The organism is Rhizobacter fulvus (assembly GCF_964020785.1).
Map to the genome: position 1 here is coordinate 5,514,824 of NZ_OZ224516.1, position 23,239 is coordinate 5,538,062.

Annotated in this window: 29 protein-coding genes; 14 read left to right on the forward strand and 15 right to left on the reverse strand. The window is 71.5% G+C overall.

Annotated features, from left to right (window positions below):
• Positions 1 to 771, forward strand: coding sequence for a potassium channel family protein (locus tag ACWH49_RS26105; protein WP_448174091.1), 771 nt, complete (start codon positions 1 to 3; stop codon positions 769 to 771).
• 4 nt (positions 772 to 775) lie between these two features.
• On the opposite strand, the gene ACWH49_RS26110 is transcribed toward ACWH49_RS26105, so the two are convergent.
• Complete coding sequence (locus ACWH49_RS26110; RefSeq protein WP_448174092.1) at positions 776 to 2,131, reverse strand: MBL fold metallo-hydrolase; 1,356 nt, start codon at positions 2,129 to 2,131, stop codon at positions 776 to 778.
• A gap of 135 nt (positions 2,132 to 2,266) precedes the next feature.
• Between ACWH49_RS26110 and ACWH49_RS26115 the strand changes: the two genes are divergently transcribed.
• A complete protein-coding gene (locus ACWH49_RS26115) occupies positions 2,267 to 2,602 on the forward strand; it encodes an exopolysaccharide biosynthesis protein (RefSeq protein WP_448174093.1) in 336 nt (111 codons plus the stop codon).
• 15 nt (positions 2,603 to 2,617) lie between these two features.
• Here ACWH49_RS26115 and ACWH49_RS26120 read toward each other — a convergent pair whose 3' ends face one another.
• A complete protein-coding gene (locus ACWH49_RS26120) occupies positions 2,618 to 5,110 on the reverse strand; it encodes a cation-translocating P-type ATPase (RefSeq protein WP_448174094.1) in 2,493 nt (830 codons plus the stop codon).
• Between the two features lie 95 nt (positions 5,111 to 5,205).
• Here ACWH49_RS26120 and ACWH49_RS26125 point away from each other — a divergent pair, with 95 nt between their 5' ends.
• Both ACWH49_RS26125 and ACWH49_RS26130 read left to right on the forward strand, forming a co-directional pair.
• Positions 5,206 to 5,937, forward strand: a complete 732-nt coding sequence (locus ACWH49_RS26125) for a winged helix-turn-helix domain-containing protein (protein ID WP_448174095.1) — start codon at positions 5,206 to 5,208, stop codon at positions 5,935 to 5,937.
• A gap of 4 nt (positions 5,938 to 5,941) precedes the next feature.
• Positions 5,942 to 8,047, forward strand: coding sequence for a PAS domain S-box protein (locus ACWH49_RS26130; RefSeq protein ID WP_448174096.1), 2,106 nt, complete (start codon positions 5,942 to 5,944; stop codon positions 8,045 to 8,047).
• A gap of 4 nt (positions 8,048 to 8,051) precedes the next feature.
• On the opposite strand, the gene ACWH49_RS26135 is transcribed toward ACWH49_RS26130, so the two are convergent.
• A complete protein-coding gene (locus tag ACWH49_RS26135; RefSeq protein ID WP_448174097.1) occupies positions 8,052 to 8,849 on the reverse strand; it encodes a Crp/Fnr family transcriptional regulator in 798 nt (265 codons plus the stop codon).
• Positions 8,850 to 9,072: 223 nt separating this feature from the next.
• Here ACWH49_RS26135 and ACWH49_RS26140 point away from each other — a divergent pair, with 223 nt between their 5' ends.
• Positions 9,073 to 9,573, forward strand: coding sequence for an ornithine carbamoyltransferase (locus ACWH49_RS26140; RefSeq protein WP_448174098.1), 501 nt, complete (start codon positions 9,073 to 9,075; stop codon positions 9,571 to 9,573).
• Between the two features lie 68 nt (positions 9,574 to 9,641).
• On the opposite strand, the gene ACWH49_RS26145 is transcribed toward ACWH49_RS26140, so the two are convergent.
• Entirely contained in the window at positions 9,642 to 10,022 is a 381-nt protein-coding gene (locus tag ACWH49_RS26145; protein WP_448174099.1) for a TraR/DksA family transcriptional regulator, read from the reverse strand.
• Between the two features lie 41 nt (positions 10,023 to 10,063).
• Positions 10,064 to 10,606: a universal stress protein gene (locus ACWH49_RS26150; protein WP_448174100.1), complete on the reverse strand. Its 543-nt coding sequence runs from the start codon at positions 10,604 to 10,606 to the stop codon at positions 10,064 to 10,066.
• 73 nt (positions 10,607 to 10,679) lie between these two features.
• On the opposite strand from ACWH49_RS26150, the gene ACWH49_RS26155 reads away from it, so the two are divergent.
• Both ACWH49_RS26155 and ACWH49_RS26160 read left to right on the forward strand, forming a co-directional pair.
• On the forward strand, positions 10,680 to 11,282 hold the full coding sequence (locus ACWH49_RS26155; RefSeq protein ID WP_448174101.1) for a hypothetical protein: 603 nt from the start codon (positions 10,680 to 10,682) through the stop codon (positions 11,280 to 11,282).
• Positions 11,283 to 11,408: 126 nt separating this feature from the next.
• On the forward strand, positions 11,409 to 11,843 hold the full coding sequence (locus ACWH49_RS26160; RefSeq protein ID WP_448174102.1) for a DUF3597 domain-containing protein: 435 nt from the start codon (positions 11,409 to 11,411) through the stop codon (positions 11,841 to 11,843).
• On the opposite strand, the gene xth is transcribed toward ACWH49_RS26160, so the two are convergent.
• A complete protein-coding gene (gene xth / locus ACWH49_RS26165) occupies positions 11,833 to 12,612 on the reverse strand; it encodes an exodeoxyribonuclease III (protein WP_448174103.1) in 780 nt (259 codons plus the stop codon). The two genes, ACWH49_RS26160 and xth, sit on opposite strands and share 11 nt — an antisense overlap.
• A gap of 129 nt (positions 12,613 to 12,741) precedes the next feature.
• Between xth and ACWH49_RS26170 the strand changes: the two genes are divergently transcribed.
• The 3 genes from ACWH49_RS26170 to ACWH49_RS26180 all read left to right on the forward strand — a co-directional run bounded on the left by ACWH49_RS26170 (position 12,742) and on the right by ACWH49_RS26180 (position 15,715).
• Positions 12,742 to 12,924 (forward strand): hypothetical protein, encoded by a 183-nt coding sequence (locus tag ACWH49_RS26170; protein ID WP_448174104.1) that lies wholly within the window; start codon positions 12,742 to 12,744, stop codon positions 12,922 to 12,924.
• A gap of 111 nt (positions 12,925 to 13,035) precedes the next feature.
• Entirely contained in the window at positions 13,036 to 13,341 is a 306-nt protein-coding gene (locus ACWH49_RS26175) for a hypothetical protein (protein WP_448174105.1), read from the forward strand.
• Between the two features lie 79 nt (positions 13,342 to 13,420).
• Entirely contained in the window at positions 13,421 to 15,715 is a 2,295-nt protein-coding gene (locus ACWH49_RS26180; RefSeq protein WP_448174106.1) for an ATP-dependent DNA helicase, read from the forward strand.
• A gap of 10 nt (positions 15,716 to 15,725) precedes the next feature.
• Here the strand turns inward: ACWH49_RS26180 and ACWH49_RS26185 are convergent, their stop codons facing one another.
• A complete protein-coding gene (locus tag ACWH49_RS26185) occupies positions 15,726 to 16,109 on the reverse strand; it encodes a VOC family protein (protein WP_448174107.1) in 384 nt (127 codons plus the stop codon).
• A gap of 121 nt (positions 16,110 to 16,230) precedes the next feature.
• Here ACWH49_RS26185 and ACWH49_RS26190 point away from each other — a divergent pair, with 121 nt between their 5' ends.
• The 3 genes from ACWH49_RS26190 to ACWH49_RS26200 all read left to right on the forward strand — a co-directional run bounded on the left by ACWH49_RS26190 (position 16,231) and on the right by ACWH49_RS26200 (position 17,372).
• Complete coding sequence (locus ACWH49_RS26190; protein ID WP_448174108.1) at positions 16,231 to 16,644, forward strand: PaaI family thioesterase; 414 nt, start codon at positions 16,231 to 16,233, stop codon at positions 16,642 to 16,644.
• A gap of 106 nt (positions 16,645 to 16,750) precedes the next feature.
• Positions 16,751 to 17,161 carry a hypothetical protein gene (locus ACWH49_RS26195; protein WP_448174109.1) on the forward strand — a complete coding sequence of 137 codons (411 nt, stop codon included), beginning with the start codon at positions 16,751 to 16,753 and terminating at the stop codon, positions 17,159 to 17,161.
• A 7-nt stretch (positions 17,162 to 17,168) separates the two neighbouring features.
• Positions 17,169 to 17,372, forward strand: coding sequence for a hypothetical protein (locus ACWH49_RS26200; protein ID WP_056463869.1), 204 nt, complete (start codon positions 17,169 to 17,171; stop codon positions 17,370 to 17,372).
• Positions 17,373 to 17,393: 21 nt separating this feature from the next.
• Here the strand turns inward: ACWH49_RS26200 and ACWH49_RS26205 are convergent, their stop codons facing one another.
• From ACWH49_RS26205 to ACWH49_RS26240, 8 genes are all read right to left on the reverse strand, one after another.
• On the reverse strand, positions 17,394 to 18,209 hold the full coding sequence (locus ACWH49_RS26205) for an alpha/beta hydrolase family protein (RefSeq protein WP_448174110.1): 816 nt from the start codon (positions 18,207 to 18,209) through the stop codon (positions 17,394 to 17,396).
• The gene (locus ACWH49_RS26210; RefSeq protein WP_448174111.1) at positions 18,193 to 19,356 is read right to left on the reverse strand and encodes a DUF3182 family protein; all 1,164 of its coding nucleotides are present in this window, start codon (positions 19,354 to 19,356) and stop codon (positions 18,193 to 18,195) included. The genes ACWH49_RS26205 and ACWH49_RS26210 overlap by 17 nt, the downstream gene beginning before the upstream one ends.
• Position 19,357: 1 nt before the next feature.
• Positions 19,358 to 19,582, reverse strand: a complete 225-nt coding sequence (locus ACWH49_RS26215) for a hypothetical protein (RefSeq protein ID WP_448174112.1) — start codon at positions 19,580 to 19,582, stop codon at positions 19,358 to 19,360.
• A 100-nt stretch (positions 19,583 to 19,682) separates the two neighbouring features.
• On the reverse strand, positions 19,683 to 20,186 hold the full coding sequence (gene msrA, locus ACWH49_RS26220) for a peptide-methionine (S)-S-oxide reductase MsrA (protein ID WP_056463883.1): 504 nt from the start codon (positions 20,184 to 20,186) through the stop codon (positions 19,683 to 19,685).
• Positions 20,183 to 20,632, reverse strand: coding sequence for a peptide-methionine (R)-S-oxide reductase MsrB (gene msrB / locus ACWH49_RS26225; protein WP_448174113.1), 450 nt, complete (start codon positions 20,630 to 20,632; stop codon positions 20,183 to 20,185). Before msrB ends, msrA begins: the two co-directional genes overlap by 4 nt.
• Positions 20,633 to 20,669: 37 nt before the next feature.
• On the reverse strand, positions 20,670 to 21,098 hold the full coding sequence (gene trxC, locus ACWH49_RS26230; protein WP_448174114.1) for a thioredoxin TrxC: 429 nt from the start codon (positions 21,096 to 21,098) through the stop codon (positions 20,670 to 20,672).
• 30 nt (positions 21,099 to 21,128) lie between these two features.
• Positions 21,129 to 21,842: a Crp/Fnr family transcriptional regulator gene (locus ACWH49_RS26235; protein WP_448174115.1), complete on the reverse strand. Its 714-nt coding sequence runs from the start codon at positions 21,840 to 21,842 to the stop codon at positions 21,129 to 21,131.
• A gap of 141 nt (positions 21,843 to 21,983) precedes the next feature.
• The gene (locus ACWH49_RS26240; protein WP_448174401.1) at positions 21,984 to 22,700 is read right to left on the reverse strand and encodes a Crp/Fnr family transcriptional regulator; all 717 of its coding nucleotides are present in this window, start codon (positions 22,698 to 22,700) and stop codon (positions 21,984 to 21,986) included.
• A gap of 347 nt (positions 22,701 to 23,047) precedes the next feature.
• Here ACWH49_RS26240 and ACWH49_RS26245 point away from each other — a divergent pair, with 347 nt between their 5' ends.
• Complete coding sequence (locus ACWH49_RS26245; protein ID WP_448174116.1) at positions 23,048 to 23,236, forward strand: hypothetical protein; 189 nt, start codon at positions 23,048 to 23,050, stop codon at positions 23,234 to 23,236.
• The last annotated feature ends 3 nt before the right edge of the window (positions 23,237 to 23,239 follow it).

The following is a 23,239-nucleotide window of genomic DNA, read 5'->3' on the forward strand; positions in this document are numbered from 1 at the left end:
GTGCTTCGCCTGCCCCCGATCGGCCGGGCCAAGCGGATCGAATGGGTTGCGCTGCTCGCGACCATCCCGGCCTTCTACCTGGCGCTGCTGTCGATCCATCGCAGCGTCAGCAGCTTGCTGTACCTGCTCGCGGGCGGCGCGACCCTCGTCGCGGCCCGGGCGTTCGCGCGGCGTCGGCGCGAGGCGCACCCCGGGGAGCAGGCGCCGGGCGCGCCGACCCGCACCACCGATCAGCTCGGCCTCGTGCTCGCCGCCGGGCTGTTCCTGTCCGGCGTGCTGCCCGGCGGCGGCGACGCCGATCTGCTCGTCGTGCGCCTGGGCACGGCCGCGCTGATCGTGCTGCGGCTCGCCGAGCCGGTGCTGCCGGCACCGTGGCGCGGCAACCTGCCGCCGTTGCTGGCCCTGGGCATCAGCGTGCTGGCCCTGTGCGGGCTGGGCTTCTGGTGGCTGGAGCCGAAGGTGCTGACGTTCGGCGACGGCCTGTGGCTGGCCTTCACCACCGCCGCGACCGTGGGCTACGGCGACATCGTGCCGAGCACCCCGGCGGCCAAGATCTTCGCGGTGTTCGTGGTGCTGCTCGGCTTCGCGGTGTTGTCGCTGGTGACGGCGTCGATCGCGGCGCTGTGGGTCCAGACCGAGGAACGGCGCATCGAGCATGAACTGCTGCACGAGCTGCACCGCGAGCTGCACGCGATCCGCCAGGATCTCAACGCGCTGCGCCATGCCGCGCGCACGGAGCCCGCTGCGCCCCGGCCCACCGCGCCGCCCTGACGCCTCACAGCTCGAGCATGTCGCGGTACTCCGGTACCGAGCACGGCCAGCGGTGCCGCTCCTCGATCGCCTGGCGCAGCGAGTCCGCGCCGACCGGCTCGCCGTGGGTCACGAACACGCGCTTCGGCGCCGCGGGCAGCGCCGCGATCCACGCCAGCAGTTCGTTGCGGTCCGCGTGGGCCGACATCGAATCGAGCTGCGCGACCTCGGCACGGATCGGCACCTGCTGGCCGTGGATTTTGACCGAGGGCGCGCCGCCGACGATCGCCGCCCCGCGCGTGCCGGCCGCCTGGTACCCGGCGAACACGATGCTGTTGCGGTGGTCCGGCGCGAACGCCTTGAGGTGGTGCAGCACCCGCCCGCCCGAGGCCATGCCACTGGCGGAGATGATGATGGCCGGGTAGCGCATCTCGTTGAGCCGCTTCGATTCCTCGATGCTGCTGACGATGCGGACCTCCCGACCGATCGACTCGCACTGTTCCGGCGTCAGCCGGTGCTCCGCCGCATGGCTGCGGTAGATGCGGGTCGCGTCGGCGGCCATCGGGCTGTTCAGGAACGCGGGCAGGTCGGGGATGCGGCGCTGCTCGCGCAGCAGGTGCAGGCAGTACATCAGCGCCTGCGCGCGGCCGACCGCGAACGACGGGATCACCACCACGCCGCCTCGCGCCGCGGTGCGGTTGATGACCGCGGCCAGCTCGGCCAGGGGGTCCACTTGCGCGTGCACCCGGTCGCCGTAGGTCGATTCGACGATCACCGTGTCGGCGGCGTCGGGCAGCTCCGGCGGGCGCATCAGCAGGTCGTCGCCGCGGCCCAGGTCGCCCGAGAACAGCAGCGAACCACCATCCCACTCGACCCGCGCGCTGACCGCACCGAGCAGGTGTCCGGCGCGCCGGAACAGCACGCGCACGCCGGGAATCGGCTCGAAGGCGTCGCTCACCGCCGTCGGCGTGAAGCGGTGCAGCGCGTCGCGCGCGTCCTGCTCCGTGTAGAGCGGCAGCGCCGGGTGATGCTTCGAGAAGCCGTGCCGGTTGGCGTAGTCGGCCTCCTCCTCGAGCAGGCGGCCGGAATCGGGCAGCATCAGCCCGCACAGTTCGCGCGTCGGTGCGGTGGCGTAGACGCGACCGCGGAAGCCGCGCTGCACCAGCCGCGGCAGGAAGCCGCTGTGGTCGAGGTGGGCATGGGTGAGCACGATCGCGTCGATCTGCGACGGCTCGACCACGAACGCGTCCCAGTTGCGCAGCCGCAACTGCTTCAGCCCCTGGTACAGGCCAGCGTCCACCAGAAGGCGCCGGCCGCCATGCTCGAGCAGGTACTTGGAGCCGGTCACGGTGCCGGTGGCACCGAGGAAGGTGAGTCGCATGCGACCTCCGCGATCGAGTGGATCGGACCACGATAGGCAGGCGCGCCGGCGTGCCCCTTGATGCGCGTCAACGCAGCGCGTGGCCTGCTCGCCGGCGCGCCGCGGGCGTGTAGGCTGGGGCCGATGGATGAACGAGTGACCCGCGAATCTCCCTTCCTGCGCCACCTGGCGGCGCTGGCCGACGACCCGCGGCGCGAACGCATCTCCGTGAGCGACGTGTTCAGCGCGGGCGGGCCGCACGGCGCGGTCGTCGCGCTGGTGCTGGTGTTCGCGCTGCCGAACGTGATCCCGGCACTGCCCGGCACATCGGCCGTGCTCGGCCTGCCGCTGCTGCTGTTGACGCTTGAGTGGATGCTGGGGCGGGCGGCGTGGCTGCCGTCTTTCATCGCGCGCCGCTCGATCGCGCGGCACGACTTCGCCGCGCTGCTGGCGCGGGCGGCGCTGGCGGCGCTGCACCAGTGGCTGGGCTGAGCGCGGCGCGAACGGTCAGGCCAAGCGCCGCCGGCCGACCACCAGCGCCAGCCGCCACAGCGCCCAACCTGCCGGCAAGGCCAGCAGCGCCACCGTCGAACGCACATCGAGCGCGGTGGGCAACCCGAACGCGCCGGCCAGCGGCGGCACCTGCAGCACGACGAAGCTCGCGGCACACACGCCCAGCACCAGCGCATCGAAGACGCTGTTCGCGCTCCGCCCGGTGCGCAGCCCGGTGCGGAACCATTCCAGCATCGCGACATTGCCGGCCACGAGGGTCCCCAGCGCGGCCAGCCGCAACGACGCATCGTCCCAGGCCGCCGCATGCCCCAGCCACTGCACCGCCACGACGGCGGCGAGCGCGACGCCACCGACCGCCAGCGCGCGGGCGACCGCGCGCGGACTGAACAGTGGCGCATCGGCCGGCCGCGGCGGCACGTTCATGCCGTCGACGTGCAGCGGTTCAGCCTCGAACACGAGCGAACACGCCGGGTCGATGATCAGCTCCAGCAGCACCACATGGATCGGCAGCAGCAGCACCGGCCCGCCGAGCAGCGGCAGCAGCGCGAGCCCGACGATCGGCACGTGGACCGCGAACAGATAGCCCACGGCCTTCTGCAGGTTGGCGAAGATGCGCCGCCCGGCGCGCACGGCGTCGACCAGCGAGCCGAAGCGATCGTCCATCAGCACGATCGCCGCCGCCTCGCGGGCGACATCGGTGCCGCGCTGGCCCATCGCGACACCCACGTCGGCGGCCCGCAATGCCGGGCCGTCGTTGACGCCGTCGCCGGTCATCGCGACGACCTCGCCGCGCCGCTGCAGCGCCTGCACGATGCGCAGCTTTTGCGCCGGCGCGACACGCGCGAACACCGCGACGCGGCCGATCGCGGCCTCGAGCTGCGCCTCGCTCATCGCGTCGAGCTGCGCACCGGTCAGCACCGTCCCGGCTTCGGTAGCGTCGGCCGCCAGCAACCCCGCCTGGCGCGCGATCGCGAGCGCCGTCGCAGCCGCGTCGCCGGTGATCATGACCACCCGCACGCCCGCGTGGCGGCACGCCTGAAGCGCCTGCGGCACGTCGCCGCGCAGCGGGTCCTGGAACGCGACCAGGCCGATGGCCTCGTAGCCGGTGTCGGGCAGCGGTGAGCCGACCGCGCCATACACGCGCGCCACGGCAATGACCCGCAGGCCGTGCGTGGCCCAGGCCTGGGCCTGTGCCGCCAGGCGCTGCAGGCGCTCGGGGCTGTCGTTGCAGCGCGCCAGCACCGCCTCGGGCGCGCCCTTCATCGCCACCAGCACGCGCTCGCCACCCGCCAGACGCCAGGCCTGGCGCATGAACGGCCGCCCCGGTGCCACGCCCTCGCGCTGCGCCAGGCTGTCGATGCCGTCGTACGGGTCGCCCTTCGCCAGGCGGAAGATCGCCTGGTCCATCGGTTCGATGCCCTCCCTGACGCTCGCCAGCGCGGCGGCACGCAGCAGCGGCTCGAACGCGTCGAAGTTCGCCGGGTTCGCGCCGTCGGCATCGCTGTCGGCGCCGTCGTGCAGCGCCGTCACCTCCATGCGGTTGCAGGTCAGCGTGCCGGTCTTGTCGACGCACAGCACCGTGATCGTGCCGAGCGTCTCGATCGCCTGCGGCTGGCGCGTCAGCACCCGCACCTGTGCGAGCCGCCACGCGCCGATCGCGAGCATCACGGTCCAGACGACCGCGAACTCCTCCGGCACGATCGACATCGCCAGCGTCAACCCGACCAGCAGCCCGGCCGTCCACGACTGGTCGCGCCACGCGAACACGGTGGCCGCGATCACGCAGGTGACCAGTGCGATCAGCGCGACGCCGCGCACCAACCGCGTCAGCTCGGCGTGCAGCCGGCTCGGGCGCGGCGCCAGCGCGGCCAGCGAACCGCCGATCTTCCCGAGCGTGGTGCGCGCCCCCGTCTCGGTGACGATCGCCGTGCCGTCGCCCTGCACGACCAGCGTGCCCGCCTGCAGGCGGACCGACGCCGCATCGGACCCGCCGGCGTCCTTGGCGACCGGCGCTGATTCGCCGGTCAGCAGCGACTCGTCGACCTGCAGCGCGTGCGACACGACGAGCTGCGCGTCGCACGCGAGCCGGTCGCCCTCCTGCACGACGAGGCGGTCGCCGGGGACCAGCTCCTGACTCGGAATGCGCCGGACCAGCCCGTCGCGCACGACCGTGCTGCGCGGGCTGGACAGGTCGCGCAGCGCCTCCAGCACGCGCTGGGTGCGCAGTTCCTGGTAGACCGAGATCGTCGCGACGCCGATCACCGACAGCCCGAGCGCGACGGCGTCGAAGCTGTTGCCGAGCATCGCGTAGAGCGCGGTGCAGGCGAGCAGCAGCAGCAGCATCGGTTGCAGCGCGACCGCACGGGCCACCGCAAAGGGCGAGCGATGCTGCGGCGCCGGCAGCCGGTTCGGCCCACAGCGCAGCAGGCGTTGCGCGGCCTCGTTTTCACTGAGCCCGGCGGCGGGATCGGCGATGCGTGCGTCCATGGGTGACGCAGTGTCGGCCGCCGCCGCCGCTGCCCGCTTGACCCCCGTCAATGCTGTTACGCTCGCCCGCGTTGCTTGTGCTCCACCGAGAACCCATGAGCGCCGTCCACATCGCCATCCTCGACGACGAAGTCGAAATCACCCAGCTGCTGGCGGGGTACCTGCAGGGCCACGGCTACCGCATCACGCAATTGCACGACGGGCGCGCGCTGGCCGCGCTGATGCCGGCCGACCCGCCCGCGCTGGTGCTGCTCGACCTCGGCCTGCCCGGCGAGGACGGCTTCTCGATCGCCCGCCAGCTGCGCGAGCACTGGCGCTGCGGGCTGGTGATCATCACCGGCCGCGGCGACGCGGTCGACAAGGTCGTCGGCCTCGAGATGGGCGCCGACGACTACGTGACCAAGCCGTTCGACCTGCGCGAGCTGGCCGCCCGCATCAAGGCCGTGCTGCGCCGCCTGGCGCCGGCGGAGCCGAACGCGCCCGCCCTGGTCAGCGGCCCGGGCCCGGCGAACGTGCTGCAGTTCGCCGGCTGGCAGCTCGACCTGGATGCCCGCCAGCTGCTCGATCCGCGGGGCGACGACGTGGCGCTGACGACCGGCGAGTTCGATCTGCTCTGCGCGTTCGCCAGGCAGCCGGGCCGCGTGCTCTCGCGCGACCAGCTGCTGGAGCAGACCCACCGCCGCGAAGCCGGCCCGTTCGACCGCACGGTGGACGTTCAGGTCGGCCGGCTGCGCAAGAAGCTCGGCGACGACGCGGACAACCCGAAGATCATCAAGTCGGTCCGGGGCGCCGGCTACATCCTCGTCGCGCCGGTGACCACCGGTTGAACCCATGACCGAGCCCGCCGCGCCTCCGCCGACGCCGTCCGCCCTGCCGGCCAGCATCGACGAGCGGACGGTCTTCCGCTCGCTGTTCTTCGCCTATCCGGATGCGATGCTGCTGGTCGACCAGAGCGGCCGCATCGTGATGGCCAACCCGTCGGCGAGCACCCTGCTCGGCTACGCGCCGGACGAGCTGATCGCCCTGAGCGTCGACGCGCTCGTGCCCGACGCGATCCGGCCGCGCCACGCCGAATACCGCGAGGGCTATTCACGGGCACCGCGCGCCCGTCCGATGGGCACGCAGATGGAGCTGGTCGCCAAGCGCAAGGACGGCTCCGAGGTGATGGTCGAGATCGCGCTGAGCCCGATGCAGGACCACGGGTTGCCGCTGGTCGTCGCGTCGATCCGCGGCATCGGCGCGTACCCGCGCGTCAAGCAGGCGCTGCAGCGGGCGCGCTACAGCGAGCATCTGGCGAACCTGGGTCGGATGGCGGTCGACGCCCGCGACCCGCAGGTGGTTCTGGACCAGGTGCCGCACATTGCGGCGGCGGCGCTCGAGGTCGAGGTCGCGCGGGTGTTCCTGCTCGAACCGGACCGCGCCGGCCTGCGCGTCGCCAGCGGCGTCGGCCCCGTGCCCGGCGAAGAGGTCGGCACGCGCATCCCTTATCTGCCGGATTCGTCCCCCGGGTTGGTGCTGTCGATGCGCCAGCCGCTGCTGGTGCCCGACTACGCCAGCGAGCAGCGGTTCGTGGTGCCGCCCGCATTCCTCGAGGCCGGCCTGCGCAGCGCGCTGGCGGTGCCGATCTCGGATCGCGGCCGGACCATCGGCGCGCTGACGGTGCGCTCGCGCACGGTCCGCGCGTTCGGCGAGGACGAGCTGCGCTTTCTGGAATCCATGGCCAGCCTGCTCGCGACCAGCCTGCAACGGGCCCAGTCGGAAGAGGCGCTGAACCATGCGCAGCGGCTCGAGAGCGTGGGCCAGCTGACCGGCGGCATCGCCCACGACTTCAACAACCTGCTGACGGTGATCCAGGGCAACCTGCAGGTGCTGGACGAGCTGCCCTCGAACGCCGACGACGCGTATCGCAAGCAGCTGGTCGCCGCGGCGGCCCGCGCCAGCCGGCGCGGCGCCGACCTCACCGGCGAGTTGCTGGCCTTCTCGCGCCGGCAGGTGCTGCAGCCGGTGCAGGTCGACGTCGGCGCGATGCTGCAATCACTCGCCGACATGCTGCGGCGCACGCTGGACCAGCGCATCCGCATCGAGGTGGAGCTGCAGTCGCCGCAGCCGACCGTGCTGGCCGATCCCTCGCAGCTGGAGTCCGCGCTGCTGAACATCGCGATCAATGCGCGCGACGCGATGCCCGATGGCGGCCTGCTGCGGTTTCGCGCCGGCACCTGCGCGGCGCTGCCGGCGGAGTTGCGCGCCGAGCTCGACGATCCGTCGCCGCCGCCCGCGCAATTCGTCGCGATCGCGATCTCGGACAGCGGCAGCGGCATGACGGACGACGTCAAGGAGCGCGCGTTCGAGCCGTTCTTCACGACCAAGGACGTCGGCCGCGGCACCGGCCTGGGCCTGAGCACCGTCTACGGCTTCGTCAAGCAATCGAACGGCGCGATCACGATCGACAGCGCCCCGGGCGCGGGCACCACGCTGACGCTCTACATCCCGGAGCCGCGCGAGGTCGCGGTCGCGCCAGCCGCGGCGTCCGCCATTGGCCATGCGGTGCCGCCGGGGCTGCGCGTGCTGCTGGTCGAGGACGACGAGGAGGTGCGCACGATCGTCCGCACCTTCCTGGAAACGCTCGGCTGCCGCGTGTCGGCGACCTCGAACGCCGAGGACGCGCTCGCGGTGTTGCACGCGGGCGCAGGCATCGACCTGCTGCTGAGCGACATCGCGCTCGGCACCGGAATGCGCGGCACCGAGTTGGCGGCGCGGGCGGAACAGCGCAAGCCGTCGCTCGCGGTGCTGCTGATGTCCGGCTTCTCCGCCGAACTGCTCGAGGCCGACAGCGCCTCGCCGGCCAGCTGGGAACTGCTGCGCAAGCCGTGCTCGCGCGAGGAACTGGCGCAGGCAATCGGCGCCGCGCTGGGCGCGCGTCAGGCGTCCGGCGGCTGACCGTTCACTGCAGCATCGTCGCCGCTTCGGGCGCGAGTGACTGCTGCACGAACGCGGACAGCGCGCGGATGTCGGGGATGCGGATGTCGCGGCGGCCCTTTTCCGGGAACGCGATGACCTGCCCGCGCGCCAGCTTCGACAGCGCGCGGCTCACGGTCTCGAGCGTCATGCCGAGGTAGTTGCCGATCTCGGCGCGCGTCATGCGCAGCGTGATCTGGTCGGCGCGCAGACCGCGGCGGGCCAGCGAGCCGGCCCAATAGTGCAGGAACTCGGCGACGCGCGCGTCGGCCGGCAGCGTGCACACCGACATCAGCGAGTTGCGGTCCTGGGCGATCTCGCGGCTCATCGCCTCGTGCAGCACGTTGAGCAGCGCGGGCTGCTGCACGCACGCGGCCAGCAGCGCGTCATAGCGGATCGTCCAGACCTCGCCGGTGTCCATCGCGACCGCGTCGCACGAGTATTGGCCGTTGGCGATGCCGTCGAAGCCCAGCCAGTCGCCGCGGAACTTGAGCCCGACCACCTGCTCGCGGCCGTCCGACGTGAGGTTGACGATCTTGATGAAGCCGGCGTTCAGCACGTAGAGGTTGCCGAAGCGCTCGCCCGCCTGGTAGATCACGTCGCCGGCATGCACGACGCGGCGCTGGGGCGCCAGCGCGGTGTTCAGTTGCCCCAGCGCGGCAATCATGCGCCGGCCGGCCTCGTCGTCGCGGCGGGCGGTCTCGATCGCGTCGGCGGAGCGCGTCATCGCGGCGCGGGGCAGATGGACGGTGGCGCTGGGGGTGGCGAACGTGGTCTGGAGCATGGCGGGTTCCTCGGGTCGGTCGTTTCGTGGCTTGCGGTGGATCCTAGGCAGCCGCCGGCAGCGCCGTGAGAACCGCACGAGTCGGCGCGAAACGGTGTGTGAATGCTCTGTATCCGGCGTGTGTCCGCGGCCGGTTGCACTGCGAACCTTGACCCGCGTCAAAGGCCCGGCCGGCGACCCCGATAGGCTGCGACCGACGCATGCAAGCCGCTGACCGCCGTCGATGAAACCGTCCCCCGTCCCCGCTCGTCCGGCCGTGGCCGAACCGCTCGCCTCCGAGCCGCTCGCGGCCCTCGGCGCGGCGGCACGTGCGCTGCAGGCCGCCGAACGCGCGGGCGCGCCGCGACCATCGCTCAAGGGGCGGATCCTTGCGGTGCTGTGTGCCGCCGAAGAGGACGATCGCGTCGACGTGGCGATGATCGACCACGCCGCCACCGAACTCGGCGCGCGTGTCGCGCACATCCGCCCCCACTTGAGCGAACACAGCGACCCGCACACCGTCGAGCTGACCGCGCAGATGCTGGGCCGGCTGTACAGCGCGGTGGTGTGCCTGGACATCGAGCCGCGCCTGATGGAGCGCCTGGGGGCGGTGGCCGGCATCCCGATCCTGGGCGGCCTCGAGGATCCGGCGCACCCCGTGGCGCAGGTGGCGGCACTGCTCGGCGACGGCAGCGACGCGCGCAAGTTCGCGCTCCAGGCGCTGCTGCTGCGCAGCATTGCTTGAAACGCGCGCGGGTCCGCGCGATCACCCTCGATTCCGGAACCTGCGAACCCGGCCAGGCCGAAGGCTGATCAGTGCGCCCGTTCCGCCGCCGCCTCGTGCGCGGCCTGGCACGGCGCGCAGCGCGGGGCGGCGGGCTGGACTCGCAGACGCGGCGCCGGGATCGACTCGCCGCAGTCCAGACACTCGCCGTAGGAGCCGGCGTCCAGCCGTTGCAGCGCGGCCATTACGCCGGCCAGCTCATCCAGGTCACGTTGTTCCTGGGCATCGTCCAGGTCGTTGAACTGGTGGCGGGCGGCTTCGTCCTTGCGGTCGCCGACCTCGCGCGTGTCGGGCAGGTCGGCCGCCTGCCGCGCCAGATGCGCGGCATGAACTTCCCTGCGCAGCGCCTGCAGGCGCCGGTTCAGCTGGTCGCGGATCTGGTTCAGCTCGGTGGGGGTGAGGGAGGGCATGGAAGGTCCTGTTCGATGGAGAGGTGATCGCTGGCGGGTGGTCAGCCCGGCCCGGTCGCCGCGGCCGTGCGGACCAGCAGCACCGGCACGGGCGCTTCGCGCAGCACCGCTTCCGCGTCGCTGCCCAGGGCCACCCGGGCGAGGCCCGTGCGGCCATGCGTGCCCATCACGATCAGGCCGGAGCGCGCGCGCGACGCCTCGTCGAGAATCTGCTCGGCCACACGCCGATTGGTGTCGCGCCGCACGATGCCCTCCGCCTTCACGCCGCCGGCCAGCGCCCGCTCGACCGCTCGCGGCAGCACGGCCTCGGTGTCGACCCGAAAGTCCTCTGCCAATTGCGCCGGCGGCGCGTAGACGAGCGACCCATCCGGCACGCGCGCATCGGCCACGTGCAGCAGCCGCAGCGCCGAGCCGAGTCCGCGCGCGAGCGCGATCGCTTCGGTCAGCGCGCGCTCGGCCGCATTGCTGCCATCGACCGCCACCAGGATGGATTCGTACACGTGCGCTGCTTTCTTCCGCCCGACAGCGTCCGGCGCGACTCCAGTGTGGCGAGCGGCCGGCTTGCCGGTCTTGCGCTGGGTCAAGCCCGGGCGAGTCGGTGCTCGATAAGGTCGGTGCGTCGAGCAGGGGCCCGCGCGCTCCGGGGAGAGCCGCAGCATGTTTCGCCGTCCGTCACGCCACTTCGCCACGCGCCGCGCCGCGCTCGCGTCGCTGCTCGCCGCGATGTTGACCGCCGGCTGTGCCGGCATGCTGCCGCGCGCCGACAACGAAGCCCGCTCGCCGTTCGACAGCTACGCGGCCGCTGCGGCCGCATTCGACCGCATCCTCGGCCACGTGACCACGGTCGCGCAGATGCGTGCGCTCGGCTTCGATCCCGCGGCGAGCGCGAACGTCACGGTGATCCCGTACCCGCAGCTCACTGCGCGCCTGTCGCCGGACCCCGGCGTCCCGTTCGAGGCGCTCGATCCGGGTATCCGCGAGTGCCTGCTGGCGCGCCAGGCGTGCCAGGCCTATGAGTTCCGGTTTGGACGCGAGGAGTCGCGGCGGGAAGGCAACTTTCTCCTCGACTTCCTGAATTTCCGTCGCACCGCGCGGGTGACCAGCTGGCACTTCAACGGCCTGGTGGCGGTGCGCGACGAGGTCGTGCTGTTCCGCAGCTACGGCGGCGAGCCGCACGGGGACCGGGTCGAGCGCCAGGTCAATCCGCTCGGGCCGCTGCAGCCGGCCGGCGAGGCCGCGGGGCAGTTGCTGCGGCGTTGAGGCTCCGCGGAAGCGGCCGGCGACGCGGCAGGCGCGCGCTCCTACAAGCGTGCGGGCCAGCGTCTGCGTGCGCGCCCGCGCGCGCACCGCGGAACATGGCGACTTCCGCATTCACAAGGAAACTCCATGGGCATTCTCAGCAACATCCTCGCCAAGATCTTCCCGTCGCACACCGGCGCGGCCAATGCCGGCACGACAACCACGGCGCAGGCGCCCTCGACACCACCGGGCGCCGGCACTGCGCCGCCGACCGGCACCGCCGGCACGACGGCTGCCGCCGCGCCCGCAGCGAAGCCGATGACCGAGGTCGACGTCGAGCAGATGCTGAACGGCATGGCGCAGAACGCGGGCGAGAAGCTGAACTGGCGGACGTCGATCGTCGACCTGATGAAGCTGCTCGGGCTCGACAGCTCGCTGGCGGCGCGCAAGGAACTCGCGCAGGAACTGCACTACACCGGCGACATGAACGACTCGGCCGCAATGAACATCTGGCTGCACCGCCAGGTGATGAACAAGGTGGCCGCGAACGGCGGCAAGGTACCCGCCGATCTCAAGGATTGAGCTCGATCCACGCCGGCGCATGGTCGCTGGCGCCTTCGATGCCGCGCACCGCGACATCGACACCGCAGGCCGCCAACCGGGGCTGCACGCTGCGGCTCAGCAGCAGGTGATCGATGCGCAGGCCCGCGTTGCGTGGCCAGCGGTTGCGGCGATAGTCCCAGAACGTGTATCGCGGCGGGCCGTCATGTGACGCGCCGAGCGCATCGACCCAGCCCTGCGCGAGCAGGCGTCGCCAGGCCGCGCGCGCCACCGGGTGCAGCAGTGCGTTGTCACGCCAGCTCGCGGGCGAATAGATGTCCGCCGGCTGGTCCGTCGGGACAAGGTTGAAGTCCCCGGCCAGCACCACGGGGTGCCCGCTCTCCCACAGCTGCGCCGCGTGCAGCAACAGGCGCTCGAACCACGCCAGCTTGTAGTCGAGCTTGGCGCCGGGCGCCGGGTTGCCGTTGGGCAGGTAGAGGCAGCCGACGATCACGCCCGCCACGGCCGCCTCGACGTAGCGCGCCTGCCGGTCGTCCGCATCCCCCGGCAGCGCCCGGCGGACCGGCACCGGCTCCGCGCCGCGCGCGAGGATGGCCACACCGTTCCAGGTCGCCTGCCCGACGACCAGCGCGCCGTAGCCGGCAGCCTCGAGTTCGGCGGCGGGGAAGCGCGCGGTCGTCAGCTTGAGTTCCTGCAGCGCGACGACGTCGGGCCGCGTCGTCTCCAGCCAGGCCAGCAGCAGCGGCAGCCGAGTCGCGATGTTGTTGATATTCCAGGTGGCGATGCGCACGCCGGCACCTTAGCCTAAGCGTCCGCCGCGTTCGCGGATCGCCGAATTCCTCCAACCGCGAGGGTCGGCGTCCGACAAGCGCGCATGTTTCCCATCACTACGATTTCGGCCGAAAGGAGGCACTTGCTCATGACCAAGAACGAGTGGATCGCATTCTTCGCCAACGAAGTGATGGTGTATGCCGAGCCCGCCGTGTCGCACAAGCGCGCCCGCGCGGTGGCCGGCGAGCGGTGGGCGGCGCGCCGGCACGACAACCCGAGCAAGGTCGCGCGCCAGTGGATCACCGAGAGCGGTCGGCGCATCCGGCACTGATCGAACGCATGGCAGTAGGACGCGTACTACGCGCTTGCCACTGATTGTCCGCTGCCCCCGGGCGCGGCGATTGCCTACCGTCAGGACTGTCATTCACCAGGAGCCGAGACCATGATCGAAACGACATCCGCCACGCCCGGCACCAATGCCGCCAACCTCGTCGACAAGGCCGCCGACTCCGCCACGCGCGCAGTAGATGCCACCAAGGCGGCGACCAATGCAGCGCTCGACAGCGTCTCCGACAAGGTCGAGACGGTGCGCGGCAAGCTGTCTCCGGCGCTGAACAACGCGTCGGCACCCCTGGATTCGCTGATCGAGTACACGCAGCAGCAGCCCGTGCGGGCGCTGCTGGCCGCCGCCGGCGTGGGCGCCGTGCTGATGGCCATCATGCGGCCGGCGCGCCGCGTCCGTTATTGACTGTACGAATCCACAGTAGCATGGCGGACCCTTGCGGTCTGCCATGTCTTCATTCCCCCTCCCCCGATACACGATAGGCGTGCGCGAACTCTGCGAGTTCGCCGCCAAGCAGGGCGATCTGGACCTGCGCTTCACGCCCTCGCCGACCGCCCAGGAAGGCATGGCCGGTCATCGCACCGTCGCCGGGCGCCGGCCCGAATCGCACCGCAGCGAAGTCCCCGTCAGCGGCACGTACGGCCCGCTCACCGTGCGTGGACGTATTGACGGCTTCGACCCGGCGCGCGATGTGCTCGAGGAAGTCAAGACGCACAAGGGCGATGTGGCCGCGATCCCCGCCAACCACCGCGCGCTCCACTGGGCGCAGGCCAAGGTCTACGGCTGGCTTGTGTGCGCGCAGTTCGAGCGACCGGCGCTGACGGTCTCGCTGGTCTACTTCGATGTGGTCACGCAGGCCGAGACGGTGTCGAGCGAAGCCTGCAGCGCGGACGAACTTCGCACGGTGGGCGCGGCGCTTTGCGAGCGCTTCATCGCCTGGTCGCAGCGCGAACTGCAGCACCGCGCCGCACGCGATGACCAGTTGCGTGCGCTCGCGTTTCCGCATGCCGACTACCGCGCCGGGCAGCGCGGGCTGGCCGAGCACAGCTTCCTCGCGGCGCGCCGCGGGCGCTGCCTGCTCGCCGAAGCCCCGACCGGCATCGGCAAGACGATCGCGACGCTCTTCGGCGCGCTCAAGTCCCTGCCCGACCGCGGCCTGGACCGCCTGTTCTTCCTGAGCGCGAAGAACTCCGGTCACGCGCCGGCGTTCGACGCGCTCGCGCAGCTCGGCGCGTGGCCCGAGGGCGACGAATCACCGCCCGGGTCGCTGCGCGTGCTGCAGCTGGTCGCCCGCGACACTGCCTGCGAGCACCCCGACCTGGCGTGCCACGGCGAGTCGTGCCCGCTGGCCCGCGGCTTCTACGACCGCCTGCCCGCTGCGCGGCAGGCGGCCATCGCGACGCCGCGCTGGTTCCGCGAGGCGGTGCGCGGCATCGCCGCGGCCCACCGCGTCTGCCCGTACTACCTGGCGCAGGAGCTGGCGCGCTGGGCCGACGTGGTGGTCGCCGACTACCACTACTACTTCGACGCGTCGGCGCTGCTGCACGGCCTGACGCTCGCGAACCAGTGGCGCGTCACGCTGCTGGTCGACGAGGCGCACAACCTGCTCGACCGGGCAAGATCGATGTACAGCGCGGCGCTGTCGCTCGCGGCCGTGCGCGCCGCGGTGCGGGCCGCGCCGCCGCCGCTGGCGACCGCGCTGCGGCGCGTGCGGCGTTCCTGGCCCGCGTCCGACCCGGCATCCCCTGCGCCGGCCGCCGACGCCTACGAGGTGCTGCCGCGCCCGCCGGAGCCGCTGCTCGCCGCGCTGCGCCAGGCGACCGCGGCGATCGGCGAGCACACCGCCGGCGGCCTGCCGCTGGCACCCGACCTGATGGCGTTGTACTTCGACGCCCTGCGCGTCGTGCGGCTGGCGGAGAGCTTCGGCGCGCACTCGATCGTGGACCTGACGCGGCCGGCGTCGGCGGGCCGCGGCCGGGTCGACGCGGTCCTGTGCCTGCGCAATGTCGTGCCGGCTGCATTCCTCAAGGCGCGGTTCGAGACCGCGCACGCCACGGTGCTGTTCTCGGCGACGCTGTCGCCGCACCGGTTCTATGCCGACGTGCTGGGCCTGCCGGACGACACCGCGTGCCTGACGATCGAGCCGCCCTACCGTTCCGCGCAGCTGTCGGTCGAGATCATCGATGCGATCTCGACGCGCTACGCCGCGCGCGATGCGTCGGTCGGCCCGATCGCCGCGCTGATCGGCACCCGGGTCGCCGCACGGCCCGGCAACTACCTGGCGTTCTTCAGCAGCCTGGATTACCTCGACCGCGCGTTCGATGCCTTCGTCGCGCAACACCCGGACGTGCCGGCCTGGCGCCAGACGCGTGCGATGTCGGGGGCCGACCGGGCCGCCTTTCTCGCGCGCTTTGTCGAGGACGGCCACGGCGTGGGCTTCGCGGTGCTCGGCGGCTCGTTCGGCGAGGGCATCGACCTGCCCGGCACACGGCTGGTCGGTGCCTTCATCGCGACGCTCGGCCTGCCGCAGTTCAACCCGGTCAACGAGCAGATGCGCCGCACGATGCAGGCCACGTTCGGCGCCGGCTTCGACTACGTCTACCTGCTGCCGGGCCTGCGCAAGGTGATCCAGGCGGCGGGCCGGGTGATCCGCACGCCGACCGACGAGGGCTGCGTGCTGCTGATCGACGACCGCTACCGCCGGCCCGAGGTACAGCACCTGCTGCCGCGGTGGTGGCGCTGCGGCGTGCCGACAGCGGCGGCCGCCGCGTCGATCTGACGCGGCGGCATCAGGCCTTCGGCAGGCGGTGCATCGCGCAGAGCTTGTTGCCGTCCGGATCGCGCAGGTAGGCCAGGTAGAGCCGGCCGCCGACGCCCTCGCGCACGCCGGGCGGCTCTTCGCAGGTCGTGCCGCCGGCGGCCAGGCCGGCCGCGTGCCAACCGTCGACCTGCTCCGGCGACTGGCACGCAAAGCCGATCGTGCCGCCGTTGGCCGGACACGCCGGTTCACCGTTGATCGCGCGGCTGACCGCGAACACGCCGGTGGGCGAGCGCCAGAAGATGCGATGCCGGTCGACGAAGCCGGGCGGCACGCCGAGCGTGCCCAGCAGTGGGTCGTAGAAGGACTTGGCCCGGTCGAGGTCGTTGGTGCCGATCATGATGTGCGAGAACATGCGGGATGGGTCTCCGTGGGTGGTGTGGGCAGCCGGCGGCCGCGCCGTATTGTGGCCAAGCGCCGGCCCGGCCGTCGACCTGACCGAGAATCGTCATCTTCTTCACCACCGAGGCGAATCGATGGACGACGACCTGGATGCGCGCATCCGCTCCGGCCAGGCCCTGAGCGAGTCGATGGGCAACTTCCGCGTGACCGGCTGGGACGCGCAACGCAAGGTCGCGAGCGCCGCGTTCACGGTCCGGCGCGAGTATTGCCACACCAACGGCACGATCGCGCAGGGCGGTTTCATCACCGCCTGGCTCGACGCCGCGATGGCCCACGCGGTGATCCACGACACCGGCCACACGCAGACCGTCTTCAGCCTCGAGATCAAGGTGAGCTTCTACGAGAAGGTCGGTCCGGGCGAGGGCACGGTCGAGGGCCGGGTGATCCGGCGCGGCAAGCGCATCGCGTTCATGGAGGCGGCGCTCTACAACGCCACCGGCCAACTCGCCGCCGAGGCCACGTCGACCGGCATCCTGGCGCCGTTGTAGCAGGCGACGCACACTCGCCAATTTGGAACGCCTACCGCTGACGGCTTCGTTGCACAATCCCCAGATGCCAAATATCGCTTCCGTCTTCAAGGATGAAATCGTTCGCGTGGCCCGCAAGGAGATCCGCAACGAACTCGCAGCGCTGAAAAAGGCCTCGGCCGCCCACCGCGCGGAAATCGCCGCGTTGAAACGGCGCGCACAAGACCTCGAACGCGAGGTCAAGGGACTGACCCGAGCCGTCGGCAAGGCAGTGCCAGCGGCGCGCGACGCGGCCGTCAAGCCGACGCGCTTCAGCGCCAAGGGCCTGGCCTCGCAGCGCAAGCGGCTGGCCTTGTCGGCAGCCGACTGCGGGCTGCTGGTCGGCGCGTCGGGCCAGTCGGTCTACAACTGGGAGGCCGGCACGGCACGCCCGCGTGCGTCCCACCTCGCGGCCATCGCCTCGCTGCGTTCGATGGGCAAGAAGGAAGCGGCCGCCCGCCTGCGCGAACTGCGCGCGTCCCCCGCCCCGGCCGCCTGAGCGCACGATGAACACCCTCGACGAGATGCGGCACCGGGCCTTGCTCACCGCGCCTCAGCACGCCGAGATCCGCGCCTGGGTGGCCAGCGCGCGCACGCCGGACGCGATCCTGCAGATGCCCGCGCATCTTTGGAAGACGTTGGAACTCGCCAGCGTGCTGATGAACGTCGACGCCGATCTGTCGCAGGCGCCCGCGCTCGACAACAGCTGAGTCGGGCGGCGCCGGCCCGCGCTACTCGGCGCCTGGCGGCGTCTCCGGCCCGGCCGCATCGGCGCCGCTTTCGCGACCGCGCGACGCCGCCAGCGGGGCGCGCGCCCCCGACACCATCTCGCCCAGCCACGACACCAGCAGCTGCGTGTACGCGCGCTGGTCCGCGTCGGCGGTCAGGCCGTGGTCGGCGCCGTGCAGGCAACGATAGGTCAGCGAGCGCGCATGCGTGCAGGCCGCGCGGTAGCTGGTGAGAACGGCCTGCGGGATGATCGCGTCGTGCTCGGATTCGATCAGCAGCACGTCGCCGCCGAACTCGCGGCAGGCGCGCAGTGCGCGGTTGTCGGTCGCCGGCACGACGCTGCGCCGGTAGCCTTTCAGATCCTGCTGCTGGTGCAACCGCAACTTGGGGCTGTCCCAATCGGTGTCGATGTAGAGCGCCGGCGCGCGCAGCGCGAGCCACTTGACCTGCCGCATCGAGGTCAGCACCGAGCCGAGGTAGCCGCCATAGCTGCTGCCGATCACCGCGACGCTGCCCGGATCGACATGGCGGCGCGAGATCAGCGTGTCGTAGGCGGCGAGCACGTCGCGCAGGTTCTGTTCGCGCGTCACGGTCTCGTACTGGCCGCGCGTCTGCGCATGGCCGCGCAGGTCGAAGGTCAGGCAGACGCAGCCCAGCGCCGCCACTTCGCGGGCCCGCGCGAGGTACTGCTGCTGGCTGCCGCCCCAGCCGTGCACGAACAGGACGCCCGGCACCAGCGTGCCCGGCGTGACGAAGGTGCCGGAGATCGCGTCGTCGTCGACACGGATCTCGACGGCCTCGTCATGCGAGTTGGTCATCGCGCGCCACCACCGCGTACTTCAGCAGGCGGCCCGTGCCGGCATCGTCCATCCCGTCGAAGCTGACGAACGCGCCGGCGGGCAGTGCCGGCGCTTCGCCGTAGATCTCGTGCGTGGAGGCCGAAACGCAGTCGAGGCCCGGATCATCCGCGAATGCCTGAAGCGCAAGCAATTCCGCGCCCGACGCACCGCCGATTCGCCACGATTGCTCGAGCACACCCATGCGGGGCATGCCGGCCTCGTCCACGCCCTCGGCCACGTCGTAGTTGCTGCGCGTCGCGAGCATGCCGTCGAAGCAGTCGAGCGCGGCGCGGTGGAACGCGAGCGCCTGCGCGATCGCCCGGCGCTGCGCGACGGCGAACGGCTGCGCCGCCAGCTCGTCGAAGCCGCCGCGCACGACCCACAGGTCGGAGCCGCCGTAGACCTCGTGCCCGTGGTGGTTGCACACCAGCCGCTGCGTGCCGACGTAGCTCGCGACGTGCGAGCCCACCTGCACCTGGCCGACGCTGTGCGTGATCACCTGCGCGAGGTTGCGTTCGAGCACGATGCCTTCCTCGGCGATCGCCTCGGCACCGATGCCGTCCAGGCACACGCGCAGGGACGCCGCGTCGCGCACGACGTGCTGCCCCGCCCCGCCGACACCGGTGGGCGACTTCACGCGCACCGCGCCACCGGCCAGCAAGGCCTCGCCGGCGCGCTGCGCGTCGGCGAGCGAGAACGCGGTCCAGCCCTCCAGCACCACGTCGCGGACGCGCTCGCCGAACGCCGCGCACCAGCCGGGCGGCGCGGCGGCGCCGACATGCGGCAGCGGGTGGCTGATGACCTTGGTCGCGATGCAGGCATGCGGCACCACGCCGCCGAACAGCTGCGACGCGTCGCCGATGCCGAGCCGGCGCGCTTCGGCGAGGCTCGTGATGGTGTCGGACGGCACCACCAGCGATGGCGCCATCACGGTTCGCGCGTCGCTGTCCAGCGCCAGCTCGACCCCGATCAGGCGCGCCAGCCCGCGGGCGATGTTCAGCTTGGTCGTGGTGTCGTGGCCCGCCGTGCGGGCGCTGCCGCGTGCGTCGTGGAACACGGCCGGGCCTGGCGCGGACACCGCCGGGTGAACCACGCGATCGGGGTTCGCCAGCGCGGTCGCGACCATCTCAGTGCAAGCTGCGCCAGCTGACGATGCGACAGGTCATCGTCTCGTCCCAGATCTCGGCCGCCTCGCTCGGCGGCAGCAGGAACATCGCGTCGAACGCATGCCGCGCGAAGGTCATCGCGGTCACGACATCGAGCTTGGGTGCGAGCTCGACGAGGTGAACGGTGAAACTGCGCAGCCAGCCGGGATCGGGCGGCGGAGGCTTGGGCAAGAAATAAAGGTTCATGGCGTCGCTCCGGTTCCTGCCCAGTCTCGGGCAGGCGGGCGCGCGACGCCTGTAGGAAAGCGCCGCCTTCGAGGCGGCGACTTTCACCCGTTCGACGCCGTCAGCGCTGGCGCGCGGGCAGTTTCCAGTCGGGCCGGATGAAGTGGCAGGTGTAGCCGTTCGGGATGCGCTCCAGGTAGTCCTGGTGCTCCGGCTCGGCCTGCCAGAACGGCCCGGCGGGCGCGAGCTCGGTCACGACCTTGCCGGGCCACAGGCCCGAGGCCTCGACGTCGGCGATGGTGTCGAGCGCGACGCGCTTCTGCTCGTCGCTGGTGTAGAAGATCGCCGAGCGGTAGCTCAGGCCGCGGTCGTTGCCCTGGCGGTTCGGCGTCGTCGGGTCATGGATTTGAAAGAAGAACTCGAGCAGTTGGCGAAAGCTCAGCTGCGCCGGATCGAAGACGATCTCGATCGCCTCGGCATGGGTGCCGTGGTTCCGATAGGTGGCGTTCGGCACGTCGCCGCCCGAGTAGCCCACGCGCGTCGAGATCACGCCCTGGTAGCGGCGGATCAGGTCCTGCATGCCCCAGAAACAACCGCCGGCGAGTACCGCACGCTCTTGACTCATCTCACCTCCTCCACCTGGTCCAGAAAGGCGCCATAGCCCGCGGCTTCCATCTCGTCGCGCGGCACGAAGCGCAACGAGGCCGAGTTGATGCAGTAGCGCAGACCGCCTCGGTCGGCGGGGCCGTCCGGGAACACGTGGCCGAGGTGGCTGTCGCCGTGCACGGAGCGCACCTCGGTGCGCACCATGCCGTACGCCGTGTCGCGCAGTTCGTTGATGTGGGCCGGGACGATCGGCTTGGTGAAGCTCGGCCAGCCGCAGCCGGACTCGAACTTGTCGCTCGAGGCGAACAGCGGTTCGCCGGACACGATGTCGACATAGATGCCGGGCTCATGATTGTCGAGGTACTCGCCGGTGCCGGGGCGCTCGGTCGCGTTCTGCTGCGTGACGCGGAACTGCTCCGGCGTCAGCGCGGCGATCGCCTCGGGGGTCTTGCGGTAGTCGGGCATGGGTCGTCCTTCCTTACAACGTTGAAGTCAACGGGCGTCAGCGTACCAGCGCGACGATCTGGGCAGCCTGCAGGGCGCCGGTCCGGCGCGAGGTCTCGCGGCCGCCCGCCAGCCGCACCAGCGTCGGGATGCTGCGGATGCCGAAACGCGCCGACGTCGCCGGATTGTCGTCACTGTCGACCTTCGCGAGCAGCGCATGGCCTTTCAGCTGGCGCGCGGCCTGGTCGAAATGCGGGGCCATGCCGACGCACGGGCCGCACCACGGCGCCCAGAAGTCGACGAGCACGGGCAGATCGGTGTGTTGCGTGAAGCGGTCGAAGGTCGCGTCGGTCAGCGTGACCGGGCGGCCGTCGAGCAGCGCCAGGCCGCAGCGGCCGCAGACGGGGTCGTCACCGAGCCGGTCCGCCGGCACCCGGTTGGTCGCCAGGCAGTGGGCACACGCGATGTTCAGGGGTTTCGAGTCCATGGCTGCCAAGTGGAGCCACGACCCCGATTCTCAAGGCACGGCGACCGGCGCGTGGCCGAGCAGGGTTTCGTAGTTGCCCTGCTGGGCCCGGTAGCAACCGCAGGCGACCTCGACCAGCCCGGCGCGGTCGAGCACGCTCATTTCGCCGCGCCGGTAGTCGATCAGCCCCGCGCGCTGCAGCGCGACCGCCGCAGTCGTGACGCCGACGCGGCGCACGCCCAGCATCAGCGCGAGGAACTCGTGGGTGACGTGGAACGCGCTGGCGTGTGCCCGGTCCTGGCTCATCAGCAGCCAGCGTGCCAGCCGGGGGCTGATCCGGTGATAGTGCAGGCACGCCGACGAATCCGCGATCTGTGCCATCAGCACATGCACGTAGCGGCCGACCGTGCGCTGCAGCACCGCGCTGCGCGCCAGTTCGGCCCGGAACGCCTTCATGCCGATGCGCCGCGCCAGGCCGGTCCCCTGCACCAGCGCCCGGAACGGCGTCGTGGCGACGTCGAGCGCGAGATTGCAGCCGAGCATGCCCTCGCGCCCGACCATGCCGACCTCCAGCCCCGGCGAGCCGTCGATGACGGTGACCAGCGAAATGAAGCTCTCGACCGGGAAGTAGGCGTGGGTCGTGACCATCCCGGGCTCGTAGATCACGTCGCCCAGCCGGAGCGCGAACGGTTCGCAACTGGCCAGCAGGCGCTCCCGGTCGCGGGGCGGCAGCAGTTCGATCAGGCGATTCTCGGCAGCGGTCAATGCAACTCCTGAACGTCGCATGCTGCACGCTGCACATGCCGAAGTGGATGCTGGGCGGGAGCCCTGCGAACCGCCCAGTCTGGGTCGGACGCGGGGCGATCACCGTCTGCCAGCGCACACAGCGCTGGCTGGCATCGGGCGTCAGGCGGCCGTCACCGCCGGAAGCAGCCGGTCGTATTCCTTCTTGACGACGGCGTAGCACTCGCAGGTGCGCGCTTCGAGCGCCTGCCGGTCCAGCACCGTGATCCGCCCGCGGGCATAGCGGATCATCCCGGCCGACTGCAGCTTCAGCGCCGCCTCGGTCACGCCCTCGCGGCGCACGCCGAGCATGTTGGCGATCAGCTCCTGCGTCATCACCAGTTCATGGCCCTGGAGCCGGTCCAGGCTCAGCAGCAGCCAGCGGCACAGCTGCTGGTCGAGCGAATGGTGGCGGTTGCACACCGCCGTCTGGGCCATCTGCGTGATCAGCGCCTGCGTGTAGCGCAGCAGCAGATGCAGCACCGGCGTGCGGGCGAACTCGTCCTTGATGAAGTTCGCGGAGATCCGGTAGCCCTTGCCCGCGCTCTGCACCACGGCGCGGCTCGGCGTCGAGCCGCCGCCCATGAAGATCGAGATGCCGACGACGCCCTCCCGCCCGACCACGGCGATCTCGGCCGACGCGCCGTTCTCCATCACGTAGAGCAACGAGACGATCGCGGTGGTGGGGAAGTAGACGTGGCTCAGCGTGATGCCGGGCTCGTACAGGACAGTGCCCAGCGGCATGTCCACGGCCTCCAGCCGCGATTCCCAGCGCTGCCACTCTTCGGGCGGCAGCGCCGCGAGCAACTGGTTCTTTCGAGGGTCTGGCAGAGCACCGATGCGCGGCTCCTGAGTGGCGGGACGTTTGAAGTGTAGGCGCGCCGGACGGTTTGTATGTTCGGTAACGAACACACCGGCCGGGCCGCCCCACGGTTCGCACGTGACCGGCCTGCCGGGCACGGGCTGCGTGTTCACGATCTCGCTCCCGCGCCAGCCGCAGATCTGATGGCGCATACTGCCGCAGCACGCCAACTCGCGTTGCCGCTGTTTTCGGTTTCCCCCACACGGCCACCAGGCCGTCGGGCACACGCTGGGTGCCCCATTCGAACCCCTACCGGAACATCCATCAGATGCCTACGTCCTCCCGCCATCGCCAGTTCTGGAAAACCTCCTCCTTCGGAGGCTCCGTGGCCACGTCGGCCGTCGAACTGGCGGCGCTTCGCCACCACCTCGACCGGTGCGACGCGCAGCGCGGACCGCTGTTTGCCCTTCGCTGCCGGCTCGACGCGGTCAACGGCTTCGCCGCACCGCGCCTGATCAGCGGCCTGGTCCTGTTCGCGCTGGTGAGCAGCGTCGCAACCTGCGCAGGCGCGTGAACG

Coding starts and splice junctions, on each gene's coding strand:
- ACWH49_RS26130 (WP_448174096.1), top strand. CDS start 5,942: ATGACCGAGCCCGCCGCGCCTCCGCCGACGCCGTCCGCCCTGCCGGCC.
- msrA (WP_056463883.1), bottom strand. CDS start 20,186: ATGAGTCAAGAGCGTGCGGTACTCGCCGGCGGTTGTTTCTGGGGCATG.
- ACWH49_RS26215 (WP_448174112.1), bottom strand. CDS start 19,582: ATGAACCTTTATTTCTTGCCCAAGCCTCCGCCGCCCGATCCCGGCTGG.
- ACWH49_RS26160 (WP_448174102.1), top strand. CDS start 11,409: ATGGGCATTCTCAGCAACATCCTCGCCAAGATCTTCCCGTCGCACACC.
- ACWH49_RS26200 (WP_056463869.1), top strand. CDS start 17,169: ATGAACACCCTCGACGAGATGCGGCACCGGGCCTTGCTCACCGCGCCT.
- ACWH49_RS26110 (WP_448174092.1), bottom strand. CDS start 2,131: ATGCGACTCACCTTCCTCGGTGCCACCGGCACCGTGACCGGCTCCAAG.
- ACWH49_RS26155 (WP_448174101.1), top strand. CDS start 10,680: ATGTTTCGCCGTCCGTCACGCCACTTCGCCACGCGCCGCGCCGCGCTC.
- ACWH49_RS26120 (WP_448174094.1), bottom strand. CDS start 5,110: ATGGACGCACGCATCGCCGATCCCGCCGCCGGGCTCAGTGAAAACGAG.
- trxC (WP_448174114.1), bottom strand. CDS start 21,098: ATGGACTCGAAACCCCTGAACATCGCGTGTGCCCACTGCCTGGCGACC.
- ACWH49_RS26145 (WP_448174099.1), bottom strand. CDS start 10,022: ATGCCCTCCCTCACCCCCACCGAGCTGAACCAGATCCGCGACCAGCTG.
- ACWH49_RS26140 (WP_448174098.1), top strand. CDS start 9,073: ATGAAACCGTCCCCCGTCCCCGCTCGTCCGGCCGTGGCCGAACCGCTC.
- ACWH49_RS26135 (WP_448174097.1), bottom strand. CDS start 8,849: ATGCTCCAGACCACGTTCGCCACCCCCAGCGCCACCGTCCATCTGCCC.
- ACWH49_RS26190 (WP_448174108.1), top strand. CDS start 16,231: ATGGACGACGACCTGGATGCGCGCATCCGCTCCGGCCAGGCCCTGAGC.
- msrB (WP_448174113.1), bottom strand. CDS start 20,632: ATGCCCGACTACCGCAAGACCCCCGAGGCGATCGCCGCGCTGACGCCG.
- ACWH49_RS26185 (WP_448174107.1), bottom strand. CDS start 16,109: ATGTTCTCGCACATCATGATCGGCACCAACGACCTCGACCGGGCCAAG.
- ACWH49_RS26210 (WP_448174111.1), bottom strand. CDS start 19,356: ATGGTCGCGACCGCGCTGGCGAACCCCGATCGCGTGGTTCACCCGGCG.
- ACWH49_RS26175 (WP_448174105.1), top strand. CDS start 13,036: ATGATCGAAACGACATCCGCCACGCCCGGCACCAATGCCGCCAACCTC.
- ACWH49_RS26205 (WP_448174110.1), bottom strand. CDS start 18,209: ATGACCAACTCGCATGACGAGGCCGTCGAGATCCGTGTCGACGACGAC.
- ACWH49_RS26125 (WP_448174095.1), top strand. CDS start 5,206: ATGAGCGCCGTCCACATCGCCATCCTCGACGACGAAGTCGAAATCACC.
- ACWH49_RS26170 (WP_448174104.1), top strand. CDS start 12,742: ATGACCAAGAACGAGTGGATCGCATTCTTCGCCAACGAAGTGATGGTG.